This is a genomic window from Paenibacillus taichungensis (assembly GCF_047302525.1).
Classification (GTDB): domain Bacteria; phylum Bacillota; class Bacilli; order Paenibacillales; family Paenibacillaceae; genus Paenibacillus; species Paenibacillus taichungensis_B.
The window spans coordinates 4,289,628-4,315,620 of the sequence record NZ_CP168020.1 but is presented as its reverse complement, the minus strand read 5'-3'; the positions used below and the strand labels follow the sequence as shown (position 1 = coordinate 4,315,620).

General features: G+C 46.9%; 27 protein-coding genes. 23 read left to right on the top strand and 4 right to left on the bottom strand.

Annotated elements, in window-relative coordinates; translation table 11 throughout:
- Positions 1-288 precede the first annotated feature (288 nt).
- The 5 genes from metG to ACDJ58_RS19290 all read left to right on the top strand — a co-directional run bounded on the left by metG (position 289) and on the right by ACDJ58_RS19290 (position 6,090).
- Complete coding sequence (gene metG / locus ACDJ58_RS19310; RefSeq protein WP_413372432.1) at positions 289-2,358, top strand: methionine--tRNA ligase; 2,070 nt, start codon at positions 289-291, stop codon at positions 2,356-2,358.
- A 312-nt stretch (positions 2,359-2,670) separates the two neighbouring features.
- Complete coding sequence (locus ACDJ58_RS19305; protein ID WP_413372431.1) at positions 2,671-3,660, top strand: metal ABC transporter solute-binding protein, Zn/Mn family; 990 nt, start codon at positions 2,671-2,673, stop codon at positions 3,658-3,660.
- A gap of 55 nt (positions 3,661-3,715) precedes the next feature.
- A complete protein-coding gene (locus ACDJ58_RS19300; RefSeq protein ID WP_053784393.1) occupies positions 3,716-4,474 on the top strand; it encodes a metal ABC transporter ATP-binding protein in 759 nt (252 codons plus the stop codon).
- A 50-nt stretch (positions 4,475-4,524) separates the two neighbouring features.
- Entirely contained in the window at positions 4,525-5,328 is an 804-nt protein-coding gene (locus tag ACDJ58_RS19295; RefSeq protein ID WP_024631018.1) for a metal ABC transporter permease, read from the top strand.
- 48 nt (positions 5,329-5,376) lie between these two features.
- On the top strand, positions 5,377-6,090 hold the full coding sequence (locus tag ACDJ58_RS19290) for a cytochrome c biogenesis CcdA family protein (RefSeq protein ID WP_024631017.1): 714 nt from the start codon (positions 5,377-5,379) through the stop codon (positions 6,088-6,090).
- 143 nt (positions 6,091-6,233) lie between these two features.
- Here the strand turns inward: ACDJ58_RS19290 and splB are convergent, their stop codons facing one another.
- The gene (splB, locus tag ACDJ58_RS19285; protein WP_413372429.1) at positions 6,234-7,304 is read right to left on the bottom strand and encodes a spore photoproduct lyase; all 1,071 of its coding nucleotides are present in this window, start codon (positions 7,302-7,304) and stop codon (positions 6,234-6,236) included.
- A 231-nt stretch (positions 7,305-7,535) separates the two neighbouring features.
- On the opposite strand from splB, the gene mntR reads away from it, so the two are divergent.
- The 3 genes from mntR (at position 7,536) to ACDJ58_RS19270 (ending at position 10,856) form a co-directional block, all read left to right on the top strand.
- Positions 7,536-7,964 (top strand): transcriptional regulator MntR, encoded by a 429-nt coding sequence (gene mntR, locus ACDJ58_RS19280; RefSeq protein WP_063565683.1) that lies wholly within the window; start codon positions 7,536-7,538, stop codon positions 7,962-7,964.
- A gap of 207 nt (positions 7,965-8,171) precedes the next feature.
- On the top strand, positions 8,172-9,770 hold the full coding sequence (locus ACDJ58_RS19275; RefSeq protein WP_413372428.1) for a family 10 glycosylhydrolase: 1,599 nt from the start codon (positions 8,172-8,174) through the stop codon (positions 9,768-9,770).
- Positions 9,771-9,854: 84 nt separating this feature from the next.
- Positions 9,855-10,856 carry a patatin-like phospholipase family protein gene (locus ACDJ58_RS19270; RefSeq protein WP_413372426.1) on the top strand — a complete coding sequence of 334 codons (1,002 nt, stop codon included), beginning with the start codon at positions 9,855-9,857 and terminating at the stop codon, positions 10,854-10,856.
- Between the two features lie 68 nt (positions 10,857-10,924).
- Here ACDJ58_RS19270 and ACDJ58_RS19265 read toward each other — a convergent pair whose 3' ends face one another.
- Together ACDJ58_RS19265 and ACDJ58_RS19260 are read right to left on the bottom strand one after the other, a co-directional pair.
- Positions 10,925-11,257, bottom strand: coding sequence for a hypothetical protein (locus ACDJ58_RS19265; protein ID WP_413372425.1), 333 nt, complete (start codon positions 11,255-11,257; stop codon positions 10,925-10,927).
- Positions 11,258-11,262: 5 nt separating this feature from the next.
- Complete coding sequence (locus tag ACDJ58_RS19260; protein ID WP_413372424.1) at positions 11,263-12,255, bottom strand: DUF1385 domain-containing protein; 993 nt, start codon at positions 12,253-12,255, stop codon at positions 11,263-11,265.
- Positions 12,256-12,470: 215 nt separating this feature from the next.
- Here ACDJ58_RS19260 and ACDJ58_RS19255 point away from each other — a divergent pair, with 215 nt between their 5' ends.
- From ACDJ58_RS19255 to ACDJ58_RS19235, 5 genes are all read left to right on the top strand, one after another.
- On the top strand, positions 12,471-13,049 hold the full coding sequence (locus ACDJ58_RS19255) for a YqhR family membrane protein (RefSeq protein WP_413372423.1): 579 nt from the start codon (positions 12,471-12,473) through the stop codon (positions 13,047-13,049).
- 77 nt (positions 13,050-13,126) lie between these two features.
- On the top strand, positions 13,127-13,570 hold the full coding sequence (gene aroQ, locus ACDJ58_RS19250; protein ID WP_076291868.1) for a type II 3-dehydroquinate dehydratase: 444 nt from the start codon (positions 13,127-13,129) through the stop codon (positions 13,568-13,570).
- A 39-nt stretch (positions 13,571-13,609) separates the two neighbouring features.
- The gene (locus tag ACDJ58_RS19245) at positions 13,610-14,683 is read left to right on the top strand and encodes a M24 family metallopeptidase (protein ID WP_413372422.1); all 1,074 of its coding nucleotides are present in this window, start codon (positions 13,610-13,612) and stop codon (positions 14,681-14,683) included.
- Positions 14,684-14,921: 238 nt separating this feature from the next.
- Entirely contained in the window at positions 14,922-15,479 is a 558-nt protein-coding gene (gene efp, locus ACDJ58_RS19240) for an elongation factor P (protein WP_053784402.1), read from the top strand.
- Between the two features lie 192 nt (positions 15,480-15,671).
- A complete protein-coding gene (locus ACDJ58_RS19235; protein ID WP_413372421.1) occupies positions 15,672-16,925 on the top strand; it encodes an aspartate kinase in 1,254 nt (417 codons plus the stop codon).
- 79 nt (positions 16,926-17,004) lie between these two features.
- Here ACDJ58_RS19235 and ACDJ58_RS19230 read toward each other — a convergent pair whose 3' ends face one another.
- Entirely contained in the window at positions 17,005-17,754 is a 750-nt protein-coding gene (locus ACDJ58_RS19230) for a 2-phosphosulfolactate phosphatase (RefSeq protein ID WP_413372419.1), read from the bottom strand.
- Positions 17,755-18,030: 276 nt separating this feature from the next.
- Between ACDJ58_RS19230 and spoIIIAA the strand changes: the two genes are divergently transcribed.
- The 10 genes from spoIIIAA (at position 18,031) to accC (ending at position 25,885) form a co-directional block, all read left to right on the top strand.
- Positions 18,031-19,035, top strand: a complete 1,005-nt coding sequence (gene spoIIIAA / locus ACDJ58_RS19225; protein WP_413372417.1) for a stage III sporulation protein AA — start codon at positions 18,031-18,033, stop codon at positions 19,033-19,035.
- Positions 19,028-19,546 (top strand): stage III sporulation protein SpoIIIAB, encoded by a 519-nt coding sequence (gene spoIIIAB / locus ACDJ58_RS19220; RefSeq protein WP_413372415.1) that lies wholly within the window; start codon positions 19,028-19,030, stop codon positions 19,544-19,546. Before spoIIIAA ends, spoIIIAB begins: the two co-directional genes overlap by 8 nt.
- 29 nt (positions 19,547-19,575) lie before the next feature.
- Entirely contained in the window at positions 19,576-19,779 is a 204-nt protein-coding gene (gene spoIIIAC / locus ACDJ58_RS19215; protein ID WP_017687585.1) for a stage III sporulation protein AC, read from the top strand.
- 32 nt (positions 19,780-19,811) lie between these two features.
- On the top strand, positions 19,812-20,201 hold the full coding sequence (gene spoIIIAD, locus ACDJ58_RS19210; protein WP_017687586.1) for a stage III sporulation protein AD: 390 nt from the start codon (positions 19,812-19,814) through the stop codon (positions 20,199-20,201).
- 21 nt (positions 20,202-20,222) lie between these two features.
- The gene (spoIIIAE, locus tag ACDJ58_RS19205; RefSeq protein WP_405153168.1) at positions 20,223-21,413 is read left to right on the top strand and encodes a stage III sporulation protein AE; all 1,191 of its coding nucleotides are present in this window, start codon (positions 20,223-20,225) and stop codon (positions 21,411-21,413) included.
- 30 nt (positions 21,414-21,443) lie between these two features.
- The gene (gene spoIIIAF, locus ACDJ58_RS19200; RefSeq protein ID WP_413372413.1) at positions 21,444-22,322 is read left to right on the top strand and encodes a stage III sporulation protein AF; all 879 of its coding nucleotides are present in this window, start codon (positions 21,444-21,446) and stop codon (positions 22,320-22,322) included.
- A gap of 15 nt (positions 22,323-22,337) precedes the next feature.
- A complete protein-coding gene (gene spoIIIAG / locus ACDJ58_RS19195) occupies positions 22,338-22,976 on the top strand; it encodes a stage III sporulation protein AG (RefSeq protein WP_109998546.1) in 639 nt (212 codons plus the stop codon).
- A gap of 66 nt (positions 22,977-23,042) precedes the next feature.
- On the top strand, positions 23,043-23,882 hold the full coding sequence (locus ACDJ58_RS19190; RefSeq protein ID WP_413372412.1) for a SpoIIIAH-like family protein: 840 nt from the start codon (positions 23,043-23,045) through the stop codon (positions 23,880-23,882).
- 139 nt (positions 23,883-24,021) lie between these two features.
- Positions 24,022-24,486 carry an acetyl-CoA carboxylase biotin carboxyl carrier protein gene (accB, locus tag ACDJ58_RS19185; protein WP_024630998.1) on the top strand — a complete coding sequence of 155 codons (465 nt, stop codon included), beginning with the start codon at positions 24,022-24,024 and terminating at the stop codon, positions 24,484-24,486.
- 55 nt (positions 24,487-24,541) lie between these two features.
- Positions 24,542-25,885 (top strand): acetyl-CoA carboxylase biotin carboxylase subunit, encoded by a 1,344-nt coding sequence (gene accC, locus ACDJ58_RS19180; RefSeq protein ID WP_064636739.1) that lies wholly within the window; start codon positions 24,542-24,544, stop codon positions 25,883-25,885.
- Positions 25,886-25,993: the final 108 nt, after the last annotated feature.

The window sequence follows — 25,993 nt, the reverse complement described above, 5'->3', positions numbered from 1 at the left end:
GAAGGGATAAGTACAGACACACCCCCAGTGCAGAGAGCCGGATGAGCTGAGAACCGGTCTGGGAGGAGGATGGAATATGGTCCCGGAGGAACCTCTTTCGAGCGTGCAGACGTTGATTAGAACGGCTGTCGTAAGGCTGAGGCGTGATCCAGCGTTAATGGGCGGTCGAAGGACCGGCAGAGCCTGTGGTTTGTGAAAAGCACGGGGAATTTGGGTGGTAACACGTGAGAGCAACTCTCGTCCCATATAGGGACGGGAGTTTTTTGTGTTCTTTTTTAGGCAAATGAAATGAAAAAGCACGACTATATGAAGGAGGAGAAGTCATTTATGGCTGATCAAAAAACATTTTATCTGACAACACCGATTTATTATCCGAGTGACAAACTGCATATCGGGCACGCGTATACGACTGTGGCGGGTGACGCCATGGTTCGTTACAAACGTCTGCGTGGTTATGCTGCTCACTATCTGACAGGAACCGATGAACATGGGCAGAAGATTGAGCGCAAGGCACAAGAGAGAGGGCAGTCACCGCAAGCCTTTATAGACGACATCGTTGTTGGCATCAAGGAACTGTGGAACAAGCTGGATATTTCCAATGACGACTTCATTCGTACGACGGAGGAGCGCCACAAAACAGTGGTTCAGGATATCTTTGACCGTTTGCTGAAACAAGGGGATATCTACAAGGGTGAGTACGAAGGCTGGTACAGTATCCCGGATGAGACGTATTACACAGAAACCCAACTGGTTGATGTGGAGAAGAATGACAAAGGCGAGATTATCTCGGCCAAAAGTCCGGATAGCGGGCATCCGGTGGAACTGGTAAAAGAAGAATCCTACTTCTTCCGGATGAGCAAGTATGCCGATCGTTTGCTGAAATATTATGAAGAGAATCCGGGTTTTATTCAGCCGGAGTCCCGCAAGAATGAAATGATCAACAACTTTATCAAGCCAGGTCTGGAAGATTTGGCCGTATCACGGACAACTTTCGAATGGGGCGTCAAAGTTAAAGGCGATCCGAAACACGTCGTATACGTATGGATCGATGCATTATCCAACTATATTACAGCTCTGGGCTACGGTTCGTCCGATGCATCTCTTTATAACAAGTTCTGGCCAGCAGACGTGCATCTGGTAGGGAAAGAAATTGTTCGTTTCCATACGATTTACTGGCCGATTATGCTGATGGCATTGGACCTGCCTTTACCGAAGAAAGTGTTTGCTCACGGTTGGCTGTTGATGAAAGACGGCAAAATGTCAAAATCAAAGGGCAATGTCGTTGACCCGGTAACCCTGATTGACCGTTATGGTCTGGATGCACTGCGTTACTACCTGCTGCGTGAAGTTCCATTTGGTTCAGATGGTACCTTTACTCCAGAAAGCTTTGTAGAACGTGTGAACTCCGATCTGGCAAATGACCTTGGAAACCTGTTGAACCGTACGGTAGCCATGGTGGACAAATATTTCGAAGGCAGAGCGCCTGAGTTCACTTCCGGTGTGACCGAATTTGATGCATCTCTTGAAGAAGCGGGTCTTGCTGCTGTGGAGAAAGTGGAGCAGGCGATGGAAAATCTGCAATTTTCCGTTGCGTTGACAGCGATCAGTCAGTTTGTTAGCCGCAGTAACAAATACATTGACGAGACTCAGCCTTGGGCTCTGGCTCGTGATGAAGCGAAACGCAATGAACTGGCATCGGTAATGTCGCATCTGATTGAAAGCTTGCGGATTGCTTCCATCCTCTTGCAACCGTTCCTAACACGTGCTCCGCGCAAAATCTGGGAACAACTCGGCATTCAGGAAGGTGAACTGACTGCTTGGGATTCAGCGAAGCAATGGGGTGTTATTCCGGCTGGCAATGCTTTGCAGAAGGGTGATCCGATCTTCCCACGTCTGGACTCTGAACAGGAGATTGCTTATATTGCTGAAGCGATGACTGGGGGCAAAAAAGCTGAAGCGCAGCCTGAGGCAGCTCAAGCTGATGCTGGAGGCTCTTCTGAAGCCGCTCAACCCGTCACAGCACCAGAAGGCAAAGAAGAGATCGGTATTGACGATTTCGCCAAAGTGGAACTGCGTGTCGCTCAAGTTATTGCCTGTGAACCGGTCAAGAAAGCCGATAAATTGCTGAAGTTGCAGCTGGATCTGGGCTATGAACAACGTCAAGTTGTATCGGGAATCGCGAAGTTTTATTCACCTGAAGATATGGTTGGACGCAAAGTCATCTGTGTGACTAACCTCAAGCCTGTGAAATTGCGCGGTGAACTGTCCCAGGGAATGATCCTGGCAGCATCCCATGGCGACCAGCTTACACTGGCAACGGTACCGGATAATATGCCTAATGGTGCACAAGTGAAATAAGACTTTGAACGTGCAACCAAGGATTTGATTTATATAGTTGTAATAGAAGGTGGCTCGATGAGAATCGGGTCACTTTTATTTTGGGATGAAATCTGATCTGATGCGAAGAAAACAAGCATATATTGTTATGAACTCCGTGCTCAAGGAAAGAATGAATAGGACAGAGTGGCTTGACAAGTTCGAGCAGGTTACCTATAATTCTTTCAGTAATGTTTACGATTAAGAGATGCGGAGTGAATACTAGTGAAACTTTATAATGGAAGAAATCTAGACCAGGTAAACCGGACTCTAGCGACAAGTAGAAGAAGGCATATGAAATTGTTGCTAAGCGGTCTGCTTGTTCTTAGTTTGCTCATATTGTCGGCATGCGGTCAGAATAATTCGGAGAGTGCCAAGCTGGTGGAAGGCAAAGTGAATGTGATTACGAGCTTCTATCCTGTCTATGCTTTTACTTCGACAATTGGCGGGGAAGATGCGAATGTCATTAATTTGCTGCCAACAGGTGTTGAACCACATGACTGGACGCCGAAGAGCCAAGATATTGTGAATACATCCAAAGCGCAGTTGTTTCTATACAATGGTGCAGGTCTGGAAGGATGGGTCCCCAACTTCCTGAAGTCACTGAATAGTGATACCAAGGTGAAGTCGGTTGCAGTAAGCGAAGGGGTTACTCTATTGACTGCTGAAGGTGATGATGGACACGGTCATGGTGAAGAACAGGTGGATGAACATAGCGACGAACATGCAGATGAAGCTAACGTAGAGGACATCGCAGACCATCATGTGGACCCTCATACGTGGGTAAGTCCAAAATCGGCAATGGTAATGGCTGAGAATATCAAAAACAGTCTGGTTGAAGTAGACCCTGCACATAAAGAAGGATATGAACAACGTTACGAAGAGCTGCGGACCAAGCTGGAAACACTGGATCAGCACTTTACAGATGAATTGTCCAACGTACCCAACAAGGAAATTGTCGTATCACACCAAGCCTTTGGGTACCTTGCACGTGATTATGGGTTGACCCAGCATGCTATTATGGGACTTTCTCCAGATGCGGAGCCTACAGGTCAAGATATTGTGAAGTTGGCCAAGTTGGTGAAGGATGAAGGGATTAAATACATCTTCTTCGAAGAGCTGGTATCTGACAAACTGGCGAAAACCCTTGCCAATGAGGCGGGTGTAGAGACTATGGTCCTGAATCCGGTAGAAGGTTTAACCAAAGAACAGGCTACCAACGGGGATGATTATTTCACCCTGATGGAGAAAAATTTGCAAAATCTGCTGATCGCATTAAAATAAGATAGACTGAAGGATTCGTTTGCAATCCTTATATATAATGAAGGGCGGCTTTGCCATGCAGCAAATCATGCCATTGTGTCATGATCCAATCATAGAGATCGAGAAACTATCATTTTCCTACGGTGACCAGCGAGTAATTGAAAATCTCGATTTTATGGTCCAGGAAAGGGATTTTGTCGGAATTATCGGTTCAAACGGGGCGGGCAAAACGACATTGCTGCGGATGTTGGTTGGACTCTTGCCTCCAGCCGAGGGAGATATCAAGCTATTCGGACAATCGATCCGCCGATTCAAGGATTGGGAACGGATTGGTTATGTTCCGCAAAAAAATGCGTTTAACCCATTGTTCCCTGCGACGGTACGGGAAGTCGTGATGTCCGGCTTGTACAATAACAAGAATATGTTCCGCCGAATGTCTCGTAAATGTCAGCAGCAGTGCACAGATGCCCTACAAGTGATGCGGATTGAGGATCTGGCGAACAAACGGATCGGACAACTGTCCGGCGGACAGCAACAGCGTGTGTTTTTGGCACGGGCGCTTATTAATCACCCTGATCTGTTGATTCTGGATGAACCGACGGTGGGTATCGACGCTGAATCCCAGGCCAGTTTTTTCGAACTGATTACCCATATGCATGAACACCACCGGATGACATTCCTGATGGTATCACATGATATGGACCGGATGGAGAGTTATCTCGGTTCCAAAGCAGCGGTGACAAACGGAAAAATTCATTTCCATGTCCGTCATTCCCATGAGGTGGAAGATTGTGCCGAGACTAATTTGCAGCATACCACCACCCAGGTACGTTAGACGCGAGTGCGCAACCAGATTAGAGCAAGGCCGAAGGAGTCGTGTGTGTTTTGGAAATTTTAATGAGTGATTTTTTTCAGCGGGCGCTGGCGGGGGGATTACTAATCGGCATCACCGCACCGTTGATCGGATTGTTTCTGGTGCTGCGCCGTTTATCCATGATCGGGGATACCCTGTCTCATGTGACTATTGCCGGGGTTGCACTCGGATTCCTGATTGAAGTTTATCCGATTGCGGTGGGGCTTATTTTCGCCGTGCTCGCATCATTTGCGATAGAGAAATTACGTAAGGCGTACAAGAGTTACGCCGAGTTATCGATCGCGATCATCATGTCCGGTGGAGTAGCGCTGGCTTCGTTGTTCTTTACGCTGGGCAAAGGATATAATACAGATGTTATGAGTTACCTGTTCGGCAGTATTTATACACTGGACTCTACGGATTTGAAGCTGGTTGGTGTGGTCACGTTGATCGTGGTCATCGTTGTAGCGCTGTTACATAAGGAGTTTTTCCTGCTCAGCTTTGAAGAGGATGCCGCAGCGGTTACAGGGTTGCCTGTGAAATTGCTTAACATGCTGATTACGGTGATGACAGCCCTTGTCATTAGTACGGCGATCAAAATCGTGGGCGCATTGCTGGTATCGGCATTGCTTACCATTCCGGTAGCTGTAAGCTTGCTGATGGCACGAAGTTTCAAATCGGCGATTATATTGTCCGTGGTGATTGGCGAAATTGCCGTGGTCATTGGACTGGTTGTGGCCGGGATATGGAACCTTGCACCAGGAGCAACAATTGTACTTTTGCTTATCATGATGCTGATTCTTACGATGATTGGAAAAAAAGGGTTCCGAGCCTAAGTCTGAACGTGAGCAAGTGAGCCCCCAGGGAAGGGAGACATCCGCTTCATGCCTGATGTTAATGTTTGGCTGGCCTTTGTAGCAGGATTAGCTTCGTTTATATCACCATGCTGTCTTCCGCTGTATCCTTCGTATCTTTCCTACATTACGGGGATGACGGTACAACGGTTGAAGGATGAACGCAATCAGCGTGAAGTTCGCTTCAAGACATTGACTCATACGCTGGCGTTTATTTTGGGCTTCTCGGCTGTGTTTTATTCGCTCGGGCTGGGAGCCGGATTGTTTGGCCAATTTTTCAATGATAACCGTGATCTCATTCGTCAATTATCCGCGATCTTGATTATGTTAATGGGTTTATTCTTGCTTGGTTTGTTCAAACCTCAGTTTCTGATGAAAGAGCGCAAGATGGATATGAAATGGAAACCAGCGGGTTACTTGGGCTCATTTATTTTTGGTATTGGTTTCTCGGCAGGTTGGTCGCCTTGTATTGGACCGATTTTGACAGCCATCATCGCGATGGCTGCGAGCGAACCAACAACCTGGTTGGCTTTGATTACGGGCTACACGGCCGGATTTGCGTTACCGTTTTTCATTCTGGCCTTTTTTATCGGTTCTACACGATGGATTTTACGTTATTCCAATATCATGATGAAAGCTGGGGGCGCATTAATGTTGTTCCTCGGAGTGCTGTTATTCACAGATCAAATGACGAAAATTACGATCTGGCTGCAGCAAATTACACCAGACTGGATGATTATATAGCACAGCAACGAAGCTTTTTGTTTTACTCAAGGGTTATTTTAAATAAGAACAAAGCAGGCTACATGGAAACCAGAATGATTCTGGGCTCATGTAACCTGCTTTTTTAATCAATGGCTCTTTAATATAAGGTGTCATCCCTACGCTTAAGTGAAGTAATCAATGTTGGCTAGTGGGAAATGCTCAAAAATGCGCTCAGTAATAAACTCGCGCAGGGCATCCTGCTGATCATCCTTATACACATATTTGTACTGGCCCCAGCGGCCCCATTTCATTTTCCGCTTTTCGATATCCATCTCCAGCTTGGTTTTGGGGTAGCGCTTCTCAATGGTGGCTTTTGCCGTTTTGGTAAAACGGTGCTGGATCATCTCAAAGGTTAGATTCTTGGTTGCTTCTTCAGGAAGTGTATCGGCAAGCTTGTGTAAAAGCTCGCTATATCCTTCTTCCCATCCGTCGTACCACATAATTGGGGCAATAATGAATCCGAGCGGATATCCGGCATGAGCTATTTTGCCTGCGGCTTCAATACGCTCTTCAAACCGTGAGGTGGCTGGCTCAAAATTTTTGATCACATAATCGGAATTCACGCTGAAACGGATACGAGTGTGTCCGTTATGCTTGATGTTTAATAAAGGATCTACATGATGGTATTTGGTAACAAAGCGAAGTCGTCCGTGCTCCTCATCCGCCATAAAACGAATTAGGTCACCGAGATTTCCTGTAATATGCTCCAGACCTACGGGATCAGATGTACAGGCTGCTTCAAAACGGGTAAGTTCAGGTGCACGTTCCTCAATGTATCCCTTGGCGGCCTGAATGATTTCTTCGGTGTTTACATATACACGGACATAAGGCTTGGCCCCAAGTGTCGTTTGAAGATAACAATAATGACAGTGGCCCATACAGCCCGTGGAGATAGGAATGGCATATTCGGCCGAAGGCTTCGATTGGTCAAACTTGAGTGTTTTACGCACGCCGACGACAAGGGTACGCTTGGCCATTCGGTATTTTTCCTGTTCTGTTTCACCAGGGAGATTGGTGATTCGATTATGGGATGTCGTCATCTGATATGGAATATCCCTAGAGGTAACCCATTCCATAATCTGTTTACCTTTCTCATATTCCAACGCACCGGGTTCAAAATACACCAAATCGGGAATAAAAGGTTTAGTGCCTTTTGCTTTGCGAACGGGTGGATGTGCGACACTTGTACTCACGTAATCACTCCTTTCATACGGAACCATGCTTAGTTTGCCTCGTTTCGGGATAAGTCACCATTGCCAATACTTGCGTAATGGAAATGGTATTTGAGCCCGGAGAAGTGTTTTATGGAGAGTAAATAGTGAATGAATTGTGCAGGACTTGCCAATGCGTATTGATAACATGTATCATTATAAGATAGGGATCAGGCAAGAATATTGCCGGTCAGAGAGAAGAGAGGGAAGCAGATGCCAACGCCCAGTATGGAAGATTATTTGGAGCGTATATACAAATTAATTGATGAAAAGGGCTATGCTCGTGTGTCTGATATAGCTGAAGGTTTGGAAGTACATCCTTCATCGGTGACGAAGATGATCCAAAAGCTGGACAAAGACGAGTACCTGATCTATGAAAAGTACCGCGGGCTGGTGCTTACGCCAAAAGGCAAAAAGATGGGCAAACGATTGATGGAGCGCCATCATCTGCTTGAACAATTTTTGACGACGATTGGTGTTCAGGAAGAAAATATTTACCAGGATGTTGAAGGGATTGAACACCATTTGAGCTGGGATTCCATTACCTGCATCGAATCTTTGGTTGAATATTTCCGCCAGGATGAGAATCGATTGCGTGATCTTAAAAGTATTCAAGATGTCATGAGCAATACAGAATCTTAAGTTTTCAAAGCCAGACTCACCTGAAAAATTACAATGAATATCCATTCAAAATCAGAGGATGCACCTGCCGCTAAAACGGTAGGGAGCGTCCTTTTTCTTTTTTTGACCAAAATTTGGCGATTATTCGCAACTTAACAATCATTAGGAGCGTCTATTAAACTAGCAGAATTTGCCGCGAATTTATAATTATTTTGGAGGATTGCACTGATGAAGCTTCGTAAAGGGTTCATCCTGCTGCTCATTTTTGTTCTGGGTTTACAAACATCAGGACTGACGGCGCAGGCAGCTAGTCAAAAGGAAATTGTTATTTATTTGGATGGTCAGCTTTTGGAGTCGGATGTTTCACCTTACATTTTGCCCAAAGTAAATGTAACGATGGTCCCTCTACGTGTCATTAGCGAAGGACTGGGTGCATCTGTGCTTTGGTCACAGGCTACCCGCACAGTTACAATCAAGAAGTCCGATTCAGTCATTACGATGACAAGTGGACGTCAGCAGGCAACTGTGGATAGTGCCGTGGTTGATCTTGATGCATCGGTAGAACTGAAGCAAGGCCGTGTCATGGTACCGATTCGATTCGTCAGTGAGAACTTGGGTATCCAGGTCACCTGGAACCAGTCTGAGCAGACGATTAATCTGACCACTGGTAATGCCCCTAATCCTACTCCAGTGACACCAGCAGAACCTGGAGGAACGGGAACTACGCCAAATACGGATGAGATGCGAGGAGCCTGGATTTCGACCGTAAACGGAGACTGGCCTTCATCTAGTGCCAAAGGAAATGTAGAAAAACAAAAGTTGGAGTTCATTCAGCAGCTTGATACGTTGAAGGATATGGGTATCAACGCCGTATTTGTTCAAGTGCGAGCCAGCGGTGATGCAATCTATCCATCAGGTCTTGTACCGTGGAATAGTGTGCTGACAGGTACACAGGGGAAAGATCCCGGGTATGATCCACTTGCATTTATGATCGAGGAAGCTCACAAACGTGGCCTTGAGTTCCATGCCTGGTTCAACCCGTTCCGGGCTACCAATTCGGCAACTACAACCGGGCTTGCAGCCAATCATGTATCCAAGCTTCATCCGGACTGGATTGTTAATGCATCAGGCAAACTGTATATTAATCCAGGCATTCCGGAAGCGAGACAGCATATTATTGATTCCATCATGGAAGTGGTTAATCAGTATGATGTTGATGGGGTACATTTGGATGATTACTTCTATCCTTCCAATGTAACGTTTAATGATGATGCGGCTTTCAAAGCATACAATACGTTGAATACGAGTGACCGTGCAGAATGGCGCCGGGACAACATCAATCAATTCGTCAAGCAGCTCGGAGAGAGCATCCACAAGGTAAAAGCTGGCGTTCAATATGGCATTAGCCCATTTGGTGTATGGCGTAACAAATCGGTTGATATGACAGGTTCTGATACAAAAGCCGGAGTAACCGCTTATGACAGCATGAATGCGGATGTGCGGACGTGGATCAAGCAGGAGTGGATTGACTATGTTGCACCCCAAGTGTACTGGAGCATGACACTAAGCGCAGCACGATATGACAAGGTGGTTGACTGGTGGGCCAATGAAGTGGCTAATACTGATGTGAAATTGTACATTGGTCACTCGCCTTATAAGCTTGGCACACCGGAAATTGGGTGGCAGACATCCCAGGAGATCATTGATCAGCTTATATATAATGAGAAATATGATACGGTGAAAGGGGATATTTTCTTCAGCTCACAATACCTGACGAAAAACCCGCTTGGCTTGATTGCCAAATTAAAAGCCTATTATGGACTGTAAAACATTTTAACGTAATATGACCAACCCCTGTTCTCATACAGTGGCAGTAGTAGCATGGACTGCCTGGAGAACGGGGGTTTTATTGTGTTGATTAATGGAGTATTTGAAGGTGGCGGCGTAAAGGGAATTTCGCTTGCTGGCGCCGTAAAGGGTGCAGAGGATCACGGTGTTGAGTTCAATCGCGTGGCAGGCACGTCATCGGGTTCCATCGTAGCTGCTTTGCTGGCCGCGGGCTATTCGGCGGAAGAGATGAAAGGCATTATCGAGAATACGCCATTTGCTTCGTTGCTGCGACGTTCTCCCATATTTGATACCAAGTGGATTGGACCCGCAGCAAGGCTATTTTTGAAGAAAGGACTATATTCCGGGGAAGCGCTGGAATGCTGGATTCGGGATATGCTGAAAAAAAAAGGGGTGCGGACGTTTGCTGATCTGCCTCCAGGTAAGTTGCTAATCATTGCATCCGACATTTCCAATGGCACCATTTTGGTGCTTCCAGACGATATCAAACGATTCGGAATTGATCCTTCGAAACTGGAAGTAGCCAAGGCCGTACGTATGAGTTGCAGTATCCCCTATTTCTTCGACCCGGTTGCCATTCGCAAATCCCCGATCCTGTCCAAAGGATTACGTTTTGCGGACCAGTTTGTTTACATCGTCGATGGAGCATTGCTGAGCAATTTTCCGCTCTGGTTGTTTGATGGAGAGCGTACAGAACGTGGAGGAGATCTCATCCCTGTAGTCGGTTTTAAAATGGTTGGAAAAACCGAAGGAGAGCCAGCTAGAATCAGAGGGCCTCTAAGTATGCTTCAGGCATTGGTTGAAACGATGCTTACTGCTCATGATGAGCGATATATCGAACAGGTTAATCGATTCCGTACTGTGAAAATTCCTACCCTTGGAATTAAACCTACAGAATTTCACCTTTCCGTACAGGACAGTACAGCTTTATATCAATCTGGGGTAACCGCCGGTACTGAATTTTTCAGTGGATGGAATACCAAGATATATGGTGAGCAGCTGGACAAACAGAGACGAGAACTGAGAAAGAAACAAGCGGAAACACCACCTCTGACTCCTGTATAAAAATGAAAAAGCAATTCTCCGAATGTTTGGAGAATTGCTTTTCTGTGTGTTTCGCCGATATCAGCGCTTTAGTGATACTTAGGTACGTCTTCATCACTTTTACCCTTTTGTCCCTGAATCACTTGGAAAGGATAATCTTTGCGTTTTTTGGAAGAACCGCTACTTTTTCGGGCACCAGACTGTGCATTAACTTTAGCCATGGTTTTAGCCGATGGTTTAATCTTCGGTGATGATGTCTTGCGTGCCCAACGGCGGGGCGGATATTTATAGAGCAGGAACACAACTCCGAACACGACGAGGGGGATGATAATTTGGGATAAACCTCCACTTCCCAGCCTAGTCAAGATTCCAATAGCAGCGAGTGCGATGAACGTCCAAAATAGGATTGCCTGCTTCTTCATATCATTCACCCTTTCACAGGATCAAGTGTTGCAACAGGAACTTCCGACGTGGCCGAAACGTTTGCGAGTTTGGCATCCAATTCACGCATACGGTTAAACGAAGCAATGGATACTTCTACCTGTTCATTCGTTGGCTCTTTGGTTGTCAGCAATTGCAGCCACAACCCTGGGTATCCGAGATAACGAAGTACAGGGATGTCACGTACCGAGTTGGTCATCTTCAACAATTCGAATGAAATACCGAGTACTACTGGCAACAACAGTAACCGCTGTCCCATACGTTCCCAGAGGTTATCGTATGTGAAGAGCGAGTACAAAAATATGCCGATAATGACAGTCAGCATAATAAAACTGCTTCCGCAACGGTAATGCAGACGGCTATACTTCTGCACATTCTCTGGTGTAAGTTCTTCTCCGGCTTCATGAGCACTAATGACTTTATGTTCTGCACCGTGGTATTGGAACAGCCGTTTAATCATCGGTGTCTGGGAAATCAGCCACAGATAGGCAAGCAACAGAATCAGCTTAATTCCGCCTTCCAGTAAATTATGCAAAAACTGATTGTCGAATGCATTTTTGAATAGAAAATTCTCAATAACAACCGGCAACAATGTAAGCACAATTTTACCAAAGAGGAACGAAAGGATAGCTACTGCGGTGACGCCGATAATCATGCTAAGGCTCCAACCTGAGCCTTCTTTTTCTTTTTGCTTTGTTTTTTCTTCGGGTTCCAGTTCATCATCAGCATATGCGTCAGCAGAATAATTGAGATGTTTGCTTCCTTTGACGCTCGAATCTATAATGCTGACAATCCCGCGCAGTAGTGGAATCCGCCGCAATTTCATGACCCAGGACTTGTCTTGCTTGGGAACTTCCAGATACGTAATTTCGCCGTCTTTTCTTCGCACAGCTGTAACGTTGACATGTTTACCGCCGAACATTACGCCCTCAATGACAGCTTGCCCCCCGTAGCTGACAGGCTTGGATTGTTGAGGCAAATTATTCACCTTCCTATTCTGTTCTAGGCCTTCATGGTCGAAGGCAGTTTAATAACCCTATTGTATCGAATTTTGAGAGCAATTTCTAGTTTACGAGTCGATCCAAGGGCGATGTTGTTAACTTTGTCCTGATTTGTACATACTACCCGGTAGAGTTAGGACGAAAATGGAGATTTATTCGCAGTTTTGCAAACTGAACGTGAAGGAGAATATCGATGACAGAGCACACGAGTGAACGCACATCCCATAAGGAAAATCAGCGTGCTGACAAAGGAGAGCAAAAGGAGCGGGGTAGACGTCCTACCCAGCGACAAGGCCAGGCACATTATTTCACCAAGCCGTTCCCTTTTGCAGTGGAGCTAGGTTTTTTCGCAGGTTTTATCTGGGGAGGTTTGCATTGGCTGTTCTATCTGCTTCATTTTACGATTGTGCCATTGGGATTTTTAGCTGAACCGTTTTTTAAACATAATTTCATCTATAGTGCAGCAGGGCATTTGACTGGCTGGTTGTTTTTTATAGTCTTTTCGGTCCTCGCCTCCCTGATTTACACGTTCACTTTGAAAAAATGGGAAGGCCCGCTTCCAGGCATGGGTTACGGGATTTTTTGGTGGCTCATTATCTTTGTCCTGGTAGGTCCCAAACTGGATATGGTGAAGCCCTTAAACCGCTTAACATGGGATTCAATCATTACAGAAGTTTGTTTCTTTTTGCTGTGGGGACTGTTTATTGGCTACACCGTAGCCATGGAGTTCACGGATGAACGGAAACGTGAGCCAGAGCAAGCGGGAGCATAGCCGCAAAAAAGCTTCTCAATCCGGCAATAGCTGTGTTAAAATAGCAGATGGTTATTTGCAGAAAGGGTGGAGCAGCTATGAAACGGATTGTTGTAATCAATGGCCCGAACCTGAACATGCTCGGAGTACGTGAACCCGGCATCTATGGAACGCTTAGTCTGAAGGATATTGAGGACAAAATTCGCAGACAGGCGGAGGAGCTGGGCGTCTCCATCGCTTTTTATCAATCCAATCACGAAGGGGACATCATTGATCGAATTCATGCAGCGATGGGCGATGCAGACGGAATCATGCTGAATGCCGGAGCGCTTACCCATTACAGCTATGCTGTGCGTGATGCCATCAATGCCGTAAAAGTTCCTACAGTAGAAGTACATCTATCCAACATTCATGCACGCGAAGCGTTCAGACATCATTCAGTAATTGCTGCAGAAACAATCGGGCAGATTGCCGGATTTGGCGAAGTAAGCTACGAACTGGGGCTGCTGGCTCTCGTGCGTCATCTGGACAAACAAACCTGAGCCGGGGACCCGGGAATGTGAGAGAAAGAAGGGTTACCGATGGAAAACAAACGAGTAAATAAGTTGCGTGAGGCCATGCATGAACATGAACTCACGGCTATGCTGATTACAAATCCGATTAACCGTCGTTATATGACGGGCTTTACAGGTTCTGCAGGATATGTGCTGATTACGGAACAGGAAGCTTATTTGCTTACCGATTTCCGTTACATGACACAGGCGCCGCAACAAGCCAAAGGATTTACCGTTGTGGAACATGGACCAAAACCGTTGGAATCCGTACGCGAATTGCTTGCATCGGCGAATATCAAACAGGTTGGCTTTGAGCAGGATCATGTCACTTATGGCACGCATACTGCTTATGCTGAAGCACTTCAGTCTATTGAATTGAAAGCTGTATCCGGTATAGTGGAGCAACTTCGCATGTTCAAGGACGAAGATGAGATCGCTGTAATGCAAAGAGCTGCGGATCTGGCAGATGCAACATTCAGTCACGTTTTGCAATTCGCAAAAGCGGGTATGACTGAACGTGAAGTGGATTTGGAGATGGAGTTCTTCATGCGCAAACATGGAGCAACTTCCTCTTCGTTCGACACCATTGTGGCATCGGGTGAACGTTCTGCTATGCCTCACGGTGTAGCAAGTGGCAAAGTCATCGGACAAAATGAGTTAATTACATTTGACTTTGGTGCGCTTTTGGATGGATACTGTTCAGATCTGACACGTACCATCGCAACAGGCACACCTGTACCTGAACTGCGTAAAATTTACGATATCGTACTGGAAGCCCAGTTACATACGCTGGCGAACCTGAAACCGGGCATGACCGGACGGGAAGCAGATGCATTGGCACGTGATATCATTGCAGGGCACGGATACGGAGAGCAATTCGGACACAGCACGGGTCACGGTCTGGGTATGGAAGTCCATGAGGCTCCTCGTTTGTCCAAGCTTAGCGACGATGTATTGAAACCGGGCATGGTGGTAACCGTTGAACCGGGTATCTACATTGACGGTCTTGGCGGCGTGCGTATCGAGGATGACGTTGTGATTACCGAGACGGGTATTCACATTTTAACGAAATCGGACAAGAAGTTCACCGTAATCGGCTAAATTACAGCCAACGGTGATATAAGGCGATTTTTAATTTATAGGTACAGGTTATTGCTGATTGTTCTGGACCATTGCAAAAGTAGTGAAGGGAGCGGAATCGATTCTGAAGAAGCGGAGGAACGATCCGAACCGGTAACGGTCACGTCGCACATGGTCATCAATTCAGAATGAACCCACCTTTAAATTAAGGCATCGTCTTATATCACCTACTTTTCAACCATATCAGGAGGGATTTTTTGTGATTTCAGTAAACGATTTTAAAACAGGCTTAACCGTACAAGTGGACAACGACATTTTCACTGTAATTGATTTCCAACATGTTAAACCAGGTAAAGGCGCTGCCTTCGTACGTTCCAAACTGAAAAACCTGCGCAACGGTAACACAGTTGAGAAAACATTCCGTGCAGGTGAAACCATTGGCCGTGCCATCATCGAAAACCGTGGCGTGTCCTACCTGTATGCTAGTGGTACAGAGCACACATTTATGGACAACGAAACATATGATCAGTTCACACTGACAAGCGACCAACTGGAGTGGGAATTGAACTTCCTCAAAGAAAACATGAACGTAAAAATCGTTAGCTACCAAGGTGAAATCCTCGGAATTGACTTGCCTACAAGCGTTGAGTTGAAAGTTATCGAGACAGAGCCAAGCGTAAAAGGTAACACAGCACAAGGCGCTACTAAAAACGCTAAAGTTGAAACAGGTTTAAATGTACAAGTGCCATTATTCATCAACGAAGGCGATGTTCTGCTGATCGATACTCGTGAAGGTAAATACTCTTCCCGTGCGTAACGTTCACATGGTGTAAGCTAAATAAAGCGTTAATTCAACCCTTTGCCATTTCTATGGCAAAGGGTTTTTTTCGAAAAAAGATTAGCCTATCAGGCGCTTTCGTAATATACTGGGTTAAAGTCATTTTTCGGAGAGAATAATGACGGTGGACATCAATTATGCATACTGCACAAGGTAGGGAGTGGATTTGCGTTGTCATTGTACGTCATGAAATTTGGGGGCAGCTCGGTCGGAGATACAGAGCGCATGAAGCGTGTAGCCGGACGTGTTGTAGAAAAAGCGGATGAAGGACATCAGTGTGTAGTCGTGGTTTCGGCCATGGGAGATACCACGGATGATTTGATTGATCAGGCGAAACAGCTGAACAGTGAACTGCCTGCACGTGAGATGGATATGCTTTTGACTACGGGAGAACAGATCTCGATTTCATTGTTATCCATGGCGATACAGGCGCTGGGACGCAAAGCCATTTCATTTACAGGCTGGCAAGCGGGATTCCGGACAGAGCCGGTACACGGCAAAGCGCGGATTAACGATATTCATCCGGAACGGGTGAATCAGGCGTTGGCAGAAGGCAACATCGTAATCGTTGCTGGCTTCCAGGGAATGACTGAAGAAGGCGAGATTACGACACTTGGCCGCGGCGGATCTGATACAACGGCAGTAGCCCTGGCAGCGGCTATCAAGGCGGACGCTTGCGAGATTTACACGGATGTAGACGGGATCTATTCCACCGACCCGCGAATCGTGAAGGTTGCACGCAAGCTTAAGGGAATTTCGTACGATGAGATGCTGGAACTGGCTAACCTGGGAGCAGCGGTATTGCATCCGCGTGCAGTTGAATACGCGAAGCATTCCGGTGTGCCTTTGATTGTAAGATCCAGCTTTAACCATAATGAAGGAACGGTTGTGAAGGAGGAAGCAACAATGGAACAAGGCGTGGTAGTTAGTGGAATTGCCTATGACAAAAATGTGGCTCGTATCAGTATTCTGGGTGTACCAGACGAACCGGGGGTTCTCGCTGAAGTATTTGGTGCCCTTGCATCAGAACAGCTGGATGTTGACATTATCGTTCAGAGCGGTGTGATGGACGGTAAAGCAGATTTCTCGTTCTCTGTTGCGCTGACTGATCGGGAGAACGCACTGCGTGTCATTGAAGCCCTTCATAGCCGCCTGCCTTACCGTGAAGTTACTTCCGAAGAAAACCTTGTTAAAGTCTCGATCGTTGGTGCAGGCATGGTTAGCCATCCGGGTGTTGCTGCGAAGATGTTCAAAGTCATCTCGGGCGAAGGCGTTAGCATTAAGATGGTCAGCACTTCCGAAATCAAGGTATCTTGTGTAATTGATGGAGAGAAGCTTCATGATGTAATCAAGGCTCTGCATACAGCGTATGATCTGGATACTGCTGAGCAGGCAGTCATTGGCGGACCGCAAGTTCGCAGATAAAAAACGATATAGTGTAAAGACACACCAAAGGTGTACTGTGTATTCCCATTCGGGATCGCAGTACACCTTTTTAGATTGTTCACAGCAATTTAAACAGCGGTTCCTTACGCGTTCCTCTGAATGGTTGCATCCGGTTCCCTTCACCCATCTCCGGAACGCAGTCCAGCAAGTTCAATTGGGTACAATACGTTACGTCATGCATCCTCCCTAACCTCTCCAGCCTTCGGCCACCAGCGGATACTCTAACCAGATCGGGTAATTTGTCCTCGGCATGAGTGGCAGCCTGATGGAGCGCCAGGCCCAGATCGTTCAGCATGATTGGGAAAGGGGATTGTCGGTACAGCTCCTCGATAATGCTGCCTGCACATAAACCATCTTCCAGCGCGAACTCATCCTGATCCCCGGCGCATAACAATAAGATATCCCGGCGCAGCTCGCACAGAACAGCCGCCACAGCTTTCACATTGAGGAATGAGCCTGCAAACACATGTCTAGCCTTGGATGCCTTGATCAGGGCGCGTGTTCCATCTGTTGTAGTCAGAATAATGGTTTTCCCCGCAACATTCGGAGTCATATATTCATAGGGGGAATTGCCCACCTCGAATCCTGTAATTTTTTTATCAAAACGCTCCCCGCCACGAATGGCATCCTTCACGTTCAATTGTTTCGCTTGAGGAACAGTTTCTACAGCAATGACGTCTGCTGCATCGTATGCCAGTGCCGTAACAATCGTACTGGTTGTTCGCAACACATCGATTACAACCACACATCGTCCTGCAATATCCATTCTTCGAACTTCATTCACATTGCCTACCACATCGACTCGCACTCCCTACAACTCCTTTCTATATTTGAGGATAGTTGTTTCTGTCTTTTTTTATCCCGGAATGAATATCACCTGTCTGCAAGCACTATATGCACTTGGATCTAGACGGGTGCCTAGAACTGGAACAGTTGACTGATCTATGATTTTTAACTCTCATCCCTATTTTGAAGAAAATGATAGATTTCAGCGTCATAAAATCAATGTACACACATAAACTTGAGATATGAACAAGCACCAGGAACGCAACAAAACCGAATTCAAGGTTGGAGGGGCCTATTCATGATGGTGAACTGGAAGGATATCTTTCCGGAACCGATTCGAACCATTCTGGGAAGAATGCCGCCCGCTTTATTAGATAAAGTGGAGGAAGTACGTATCCGTGAAGGAAGACCGCTGGAAATCAATGCAGGAGACACCTATCACTTCCTCACACCCCAGGGCAGTCCGACTTCGAAGCCTGATGAAGCCTATATTCCCTTAAAAGAGGTAACACACAGGCTGCTGGATCTGATCAGCAATCATTCGCTTTATACATTGGAAGAGGAACTGCGTAAAGGGTTCATCACTATTCCTGGCGGGCATCGAATCGGACTGGCTGGCCGGACGGTGTTAAGTGGAGGCCGCGTCGAATACTTGCGCGACATTAATGGATTTAATGTCAGGGTAGCCAGAGAGATTCACGGAGTCGCTGATCGGATTCTGCCTTATCTGCTGGACATGAAAAGTGGACAGGTCATGCACACCTTAATTCTTTCACCTCCGCAGCAAGGCAAGACCACATTACTGAGGGATCTGGCAAGACAGATTAGTAGTGGAAGCAAACTTACGGGTGTCAATGAACTTGTTCAGGGCATACGTCCACGTCTAAAGGTTGGCATCGTTGATGAGCGGTCCGAAATCGCTGGAAGTTACAAGGGCGTACCTGGATTTGACGTAGGACCTCGCACCGATGTCATGGACGGTTGTCCAAAGGCTGAGGGCATGATGATGATGCTTCGCTCCATGTCTCCCGATGTCCTGATCGTGGACGAGATAGGCCGACCGGAAGATGCGGAGGCGGTGATGGAAGCACTTCACGCAGGCGTATCTGTCATCGCTACTGCGCATGGTCGTGATTTGGCTGAGCTTTCTTCCAGACCTGCGCTGAGAACCCTGATCGTCGAGCAGATGTTCCAACGCTATGTACAGCTGCAACGGACGAGCCGGGGCATGACCTTTCGATTGGCCGATGGCAAAATGCGTGGTCTCCAGCAGACAGAAGTGGGAGGTGAGGCATTTGGTTAACATGCTCGGTGCAGTCATCATTCTGCTGGCCAGTACCCTCGCCGGATTCTACAAGGCAAGGCAGTATGCCTTGAGGCCAAGACAACTGCGAGAATTAATCGCCGCTCTCCAGCGGTTGATGACAGAGATTAACTACGGGCTGACTCCGTTACCTGATGCCATGGAGAAAATGGGAGCCCAGACAAAAGAGCCTGTTCGGACGCTGTTCCTCCACGCAGCCAGGCAAATGGAACCACCTCATGGACATACTGCTCGTGAGAGTCTTCAGTCTGGTATAGAAGAGGCGTGGGGAAGATCAGCCATGAAGGCGGACGAGCGGGAAGTCATGCTGCAATTGAGCTTCAGCCTTGGCACCAGCGATCGTCAGGATCAGACCAAGCACATCTCGTTAGCCATTCAGCAACTTATGCATGAGGAATCCCGTGCCCAAGCCGATCAAATGAAATATGAACGAATGTGCCGCAGTCTCGGGATGCTTGTCGGAGCGTTAATCGTCATTCTGATCTTCTGAAATAGCCGGGATAGTGAGGTGCCAAGGTCATGAATTTAGAAGTGAACGCAATCTTTCAAATTGCGGGCATCGGAATCATCATTGCAATGATTCATACGGTGCTGAAACAAATGGGAAAGGAAGATATGGCTCACTGGGTGACCGTGATCGGATTTGTCGTTGTATTGTTCATGGTGGTCCGAATGCTGGACAGCCTGCTGCAAGAGATCAAATCGATATTTCTTTTTCAATGAAAACGGTCATGAAGCCGGGATGGTGGTGACCTGTGGAAATTATCCAAGTTGTAGGTCTGGCGCTCATCGCAACGGTTCTCATTCTAGTTATCAAAGAACAGAAGCCCATGTTCGCTTTTCTGATTGCTGCTGCCACCGGCATCGTGATCTTCATGCTGCTGATTGGCAAGATTGGCGCGGTGATCGAAGTGTTGAAACGGCTTGCCGAAAATTCAGGCATGGAGAGCATTTATCTGAAAACCGTACTGAAAATTATAGGCATAGCGTACATTGCTGAATTCGGAGCACAGATTGTAAGGGATGCAGGCCAGGAGAGCATTGCTTCCAAAATTGAACTTGCTGGCAAGGTGCTGATCCTTGTACTCGCGATACCAATCATCAGCATTATTATCGAAACCGTCATGAAGCTGATGCCGGTGTAGAGGGAGGCGTGCGGACTTCATATGAAAATGATGCATCACAAGCCGCAGTGGCGCCTTACCTTCGTGCTGACGCTGTGTTTTCTGTTTGCGATCATGGGACAGGTCGCCGCTGGTTCTCCCTCAGGAGAGTGGATGCAGCAGCAGGCTGACCAACTTCCCAAGGATCAGGTAGAAAAATATTGGGACCAACTCATGCAACAATACGGCGGTTTTTTCCCGGAAGGAAAAACGCCTTCCTTTATGGATATGTTAATCCCCGGCAATGAAGGGTTCAGCCTGAAGTCGGTGTTTATAGCGATTGGAACCTTCATGCTGCATGAAATTTTATATAACGGCAAACTTCTGGTCACGATTGTGATGCTGAGTGTGCTGAGCATGATTCTGGAGACGTTGCAGACCGCTTTTGAGAAAAACAATATTAGCAAAATCGCTTACTCCATCTGTTACATGGTCATTATCATCATCGCCATAAACAGCTTTAGTGTGGCGATTGGATACGCCAAGGATGCCATAGCCAGCATGATCAACTTTATGATGGCCATGGTGCCCCTGTTGTTTACACTACTGGCTTCAATGGGAAATGTCATAACCGTTTCTGTGACCCATCCGCTCATCATTTTCATGATTCATCTGGTCGGTACATTGATCCACATGCTGGTGTTTCCGCTACTCTTTTTCTCAGCCGTATTACATCTCGTCAGTTCCTTATCCGACAAGTACAAGCTTACACAGCTGGCAGATCTCTTACGGAACATTAGTGTTGCTCTGCTCGGTATACTGCTTACGATGTTCCTGGGCGTAATTTCGGTGCAGGGGGCATCGGGCTCTGTGGCAGATGGTGTCAGTCTGAAAGCGGCGAAGTACATCGCAGGCAACTTTGTCCCCATTGTCGGCAGAACGTTTGCGGATGCAACCGACACGGTTATCACAGCGTCACTGCTGGTGAAAAATGCAATCGGACTAACGGGTGTCATCATCATCTTGTTTTTATGCGCTTTTCCCGCACTTAAAATTCTGACGCTAGCCCTGATCTACAACATAACTGGCGCGATCATGCAACCGCTAGGGGATACGCCGATTGTGGGATGTCTGCAGGCGATAGGCAAAAGCATGATTTACGTATTTGCGGCACTGGCTGCCGTTGGACTGATGTTTTTTCTGGCAATCACGATCCTGCTAACCGCAGGCAATCTGACCGTCATGATGAGATGAGGGGATGCTCGAGAGAAAGGGGCTGGAAGGATGGGGTGGCTGAGCAGCTGGCTCCGGGAATTAATCATGATCGTTCTGCTGGCGACTTTCGTGGATATGCTGTTGCCCAATCGATCCATGGAACGCTATGTCAAGCTTGTGCTGAGCCTTCTTATCCTGCTGACCCTGTTATCGCCCATAACGAAGCTCTTGAAAAGTGATCCGGTTGGCGAGCTTAAGCGAGCGATGACCGCCATGGATTCGCCATCTGATGGAAATGCAACACTTGAACAGATTTTGGCTCAGGGCAAGCGGCTACAATCCAATGAACAGGAACAATCGCTGCAATGGACAGCCAAAGAACTGGCTAACGTAATGAAAGGTCAAATTGAAGAAACAACCGGGGAGCGAGTGCAGTCTGTTGAGGTAAAGCTCGTCATGGATACAAGCAAGCCGGAGACGGATTTGGCCTCTTCGGTGGAACTTCCGGTGATCCAGTATGTTTTGGTGGAGATGGCAGGTGAGACAGCAGCCGGGAAAGTCAACTCCAATACAGCTCAACAGGAAGCAACGGCAACTACAAAACCGATATTCGACTCTGACCTTGAATCCGAAGCCACTGAATCTCCTCCAGTACAGGAGCCAATCCAGATTGATCAGATTGATGTCCCGGATGTACAGATTGAGGTGAACAGCGGCAGTAATCGTGAAAGTAGCGTGGGTAAGGGTAACTCTGGCGAACCGAAAAATGGACAGGAAGTTGACTCCATACCTGTGTCGGGTGAGCAGGCAGAGACAAACTCTCAGCAAGGACAGACGTCCTCCCGATCTGAACGTGCAGTACAAATTATTACGCTATTGACAGAGAAGTGGGATATTGATGCAAACAAAGTACAGGTGAAAGAAAAGAAAAGCGCTTCGGCGCTTTAAGAAGGAGGGTATCCGATGAGGCAATGGCTCAAAAAGATGGAAAGCTGGCTCGGCGGAGGAGAAGGTGGGCAACGGCGCAGTCAAACCTTTCGCTGGCTGATTATCCTTGGTTTGATCGGAGTCGGAATCATGTTGTTCAACTCCTTCGTCAATGTCAAAAAGATTGATTCCGAAAATATCGGTCGTGAGCCTCCTGATCCAGCTACATCGATGGCATCCATACAGACGGATCCGACGGATCAGAATCCATTTCAGGCGATAGAAATCGCATTTGAGGACAAGATCAAGGGTGTGCTGGAAAATATCGTAGGTGTTGGAACTGTTGATGTGATGGTTACCGTGGATTCTACAGAGGAGCTTGTTGTACAGCGTAATGTGAAGGATTCGCAGCAGCTCACCGAAGAAACGGATGCAAACGGGGGTAAGCGACATATGACGCAATATACCCGGGATGGTGAGATTATTACGTATGAAATATCAGGGGATCAGACACCGATTGTCACGAAAAAGCTCAAACCGCAGATCCGGGGCGTGCTTGTCGTTGCCAGAGGTGCAGAGAACAAGGTTGTGAAGGACCTGATTACAGATGCTGTGGAAAAAGGGCTGAATGTTGCGGCCTACCGAATTTCGGTTGTTCCGCGCAAGCAGGATTAGTCCGGAACCATGAATCACAAGATTTGATTGTCATAAGAATGAAGCCAATTCGAGGAGGAAGTTCTAATGAATAACAAACGTCAAACGGTATGGCTCGTATCCATGCTGAGTCTGATGGTCATTTTGTCCGCCTATTACCTGTTCACTGAAGATTCCGGTCCGGTTAATACGCCTGTAGCTGAGAGCACGCAGGTGGATGGTATGAAGCAGGGAGATGCGAAGGAAACGGCTGGAATCCTTGATCCGACAGAAGGTCTGGTTGTGAATGAAGTGGTCAATGGCGGTGAAGTTACAGGGACTGAAGGAGAGCAAGCGGCAACTGATTCTGTTGATAATCCTGCAGTTGTAGACGGTAAAGAAGCTGGAGACACCGAGAAATCACCGGCTGCGGAATCGGGAGAGAAACAAGGTGAAGCGGGTAAAGGCAGCGAGAAAGGGACAGACAAAGGCGCAGCAACCACTCCTGAGACAAATGCCGAAACAGAAGGCAGTGCAACGAAAACCGATGAGGACGTTCTCAAGGAAATGGAAGAGCAGAATACGGCGGCGTCCGCGAGCAGCCAGTTCCAGAACTACCAGTGGCAGCGTGAAGAGAGCAACAATCGCAAGTATGAAGAACTCATGACCGTTGCGGGCGATCTGAGCAAAACGCCAGAAGAAAATGCCAAAGCAACAGAGCAGCTTCGTACGCTGGAAGAAAAAGAAGCCAAAATCAATGGCATTGAAGAAACTTTGTCGCAGCAGTTTGCTAATGCCATCGTTCAAGAGGATGCCGACAAGTATAAAGTCGTTGTTCTCAGTGATAAACTGGATGTAAAACAGGCGGTTTCCATTGTGGATCTGGTTATGAAAGAATTGGCTGTATCGCAAAATAAAATCAGCGTGCAATACGTGACAGAACAGTAATCTAAAATATGGAAAAGTAGCCCCGAGAGCTGGATTAGATCTCGGGCTCTTTCCATTTTTAACGATTATGATATAATACATAAAGCCATATGACCGTCCTAGTGAGACTGGCATGATGCCGAAGGAGTGAATAATGGAAATGTTTAAATTGAGTGAGATCAAAGAGCTGATCAAACTGGTAGATGAAAGTTCCGTTCAAGAGTTGGAAATTGAAAACGAAGGATCACGGTTGTCGATTCGCAAACCGGGTAAAACCGAGTATGTTCAGGCAGCTGCTATTCAACCGCAAATGATTGCTGCACCACAGGTGCAACCGGCTGCAGTTGTAGCTGAGGCTGCTCCGCAAGTCGATACTACAAGTCATTTACATAAAATTGTATCTCCGATGGTGGGTACTTTTTACAGAGCTTCCTCGCCGGAAGTAGGTCCTTTTGTAAGCGCTGGTGATAAAGTTGTTGAGAAAACAACGGTATGTATCATTGAGGCGATGAAGCTGATGAACGAGCTTGATGCTGACATCAAGGGAGAAATCGTTGAAGTGCTGGTTGAGAACGGACAGCTGGTTGAGTATGGACAACCCCTGTTCCTGGTGAAACCGGAATAACGGTTATAACCGCATAACGGCAACTGCATGAGCTTCGAAGGAGGACAATAACGAAATGAAATTTCAAAAAATACTGATTGCGAACCGTGGCGAAATTGCGGTACGTATTATTCGTGCCTGTCGTGAAATTGGCATTTCGACGGTAGCAGTCTATTCGGAAGCGGATAAAGACTCTCTGCATGTTCGTCTTGCAGATGAAGCGTATTGTATCGGGCCTACGCTTTCGAAAGACAGTTATCTTAACTTCACCAATCTGATGAGTGTAGCTACACTGACGGAATGTGATGCGATCCACCCAGGCTACGGATTTCTGGCAGAGAACGCTGATTTTGCAGAAATCTGTGGTTCCTGCAATATTACGTTCATCGGCCCATCTCCGGAAGCCATTACCAAAATGGGTGACAAGGCTGTTGCCAAGCAAACGATGAAGGATGCAGGTGTACCTGTAATTCCGGGCTCCGACGGTTTGGTTGAAAATATGAATGAAGCCATTATGATTGCTAGAGATATTGGATATCCTGTCATTATCAAAGCTACTGCTGGTGGTGGAGGTAAAGGGATTCGTATTGCTGAAGATGAAGAGACGCTGATCAAGCAAATTACAGCTGCCCAGCAGGAAGCACAGAAAGCTTTTGGCAATGCCGGAGTATATCTGGAGAAATTCCTGACAGGCATGAAGCACGTGGAGATTCAGATCATTGCAGACAAACATGGAAATGCAGTGCATCTGGGCGAGCGTGATTGTTCCGTTCAGCGTCGACGTCAAAAGCTGGTGGAAGAAGCGCCTTGTCCAATCATCTCTGAAGATGTGCGTACATTGATGGGAGATGCCGCAGTACGGGCAGCGCTTGCCGTGAATTACTCGGGAGCAGGTACACTTGAGTTCTTGCTCAGCCCTAACGGTGAATTCTATTTCATGGAAATGAATACACGTATTCAGGTGGAGCACCCTGTAACGGAAATGGTTACAGGAGTGGATCTGATCCGCGAAATGATCTCGGTAGCTGAAGGCAATCCGCTTTCTTTCCGTCAGGAAGATGTTGTGATCAATGGCTGGTCCATTGAGTGCCGTATCAACGCAGAAGATCCGGACCGTAACTTTATGCCGTCACCAGGTAAAATTGGTTTCTACCTTGCACCAGGAGGACCGGGTGTACGTGTAGATAGTGCAGCTTATCCGGGCTACACGATCTCTCCTTATTACGACTCCATGATCGCTAAATTGATCGTATGGGGAGCAAACCGGGAAGAGGCCATCGCGAAGATGAAGCGTGCATTGGCTGAGTTTGCGATTGAAGGCATCTCCACAACAATTCCTTTTCATCAGAAATTGCTGGAGCATCCAACGTTCGTTCGGGGTGACTTTGATATCAAATTTCTTGAGGAAAATGAGATTTAAAAGGTATATTGGGCTTGTTTGTCATAATGTAGCCCAAATGATATAGTATGTAATAATAAGAGCGCATGTCTCCTGCAGAGGATAAGCCGCCGCACATACGCGGATGAA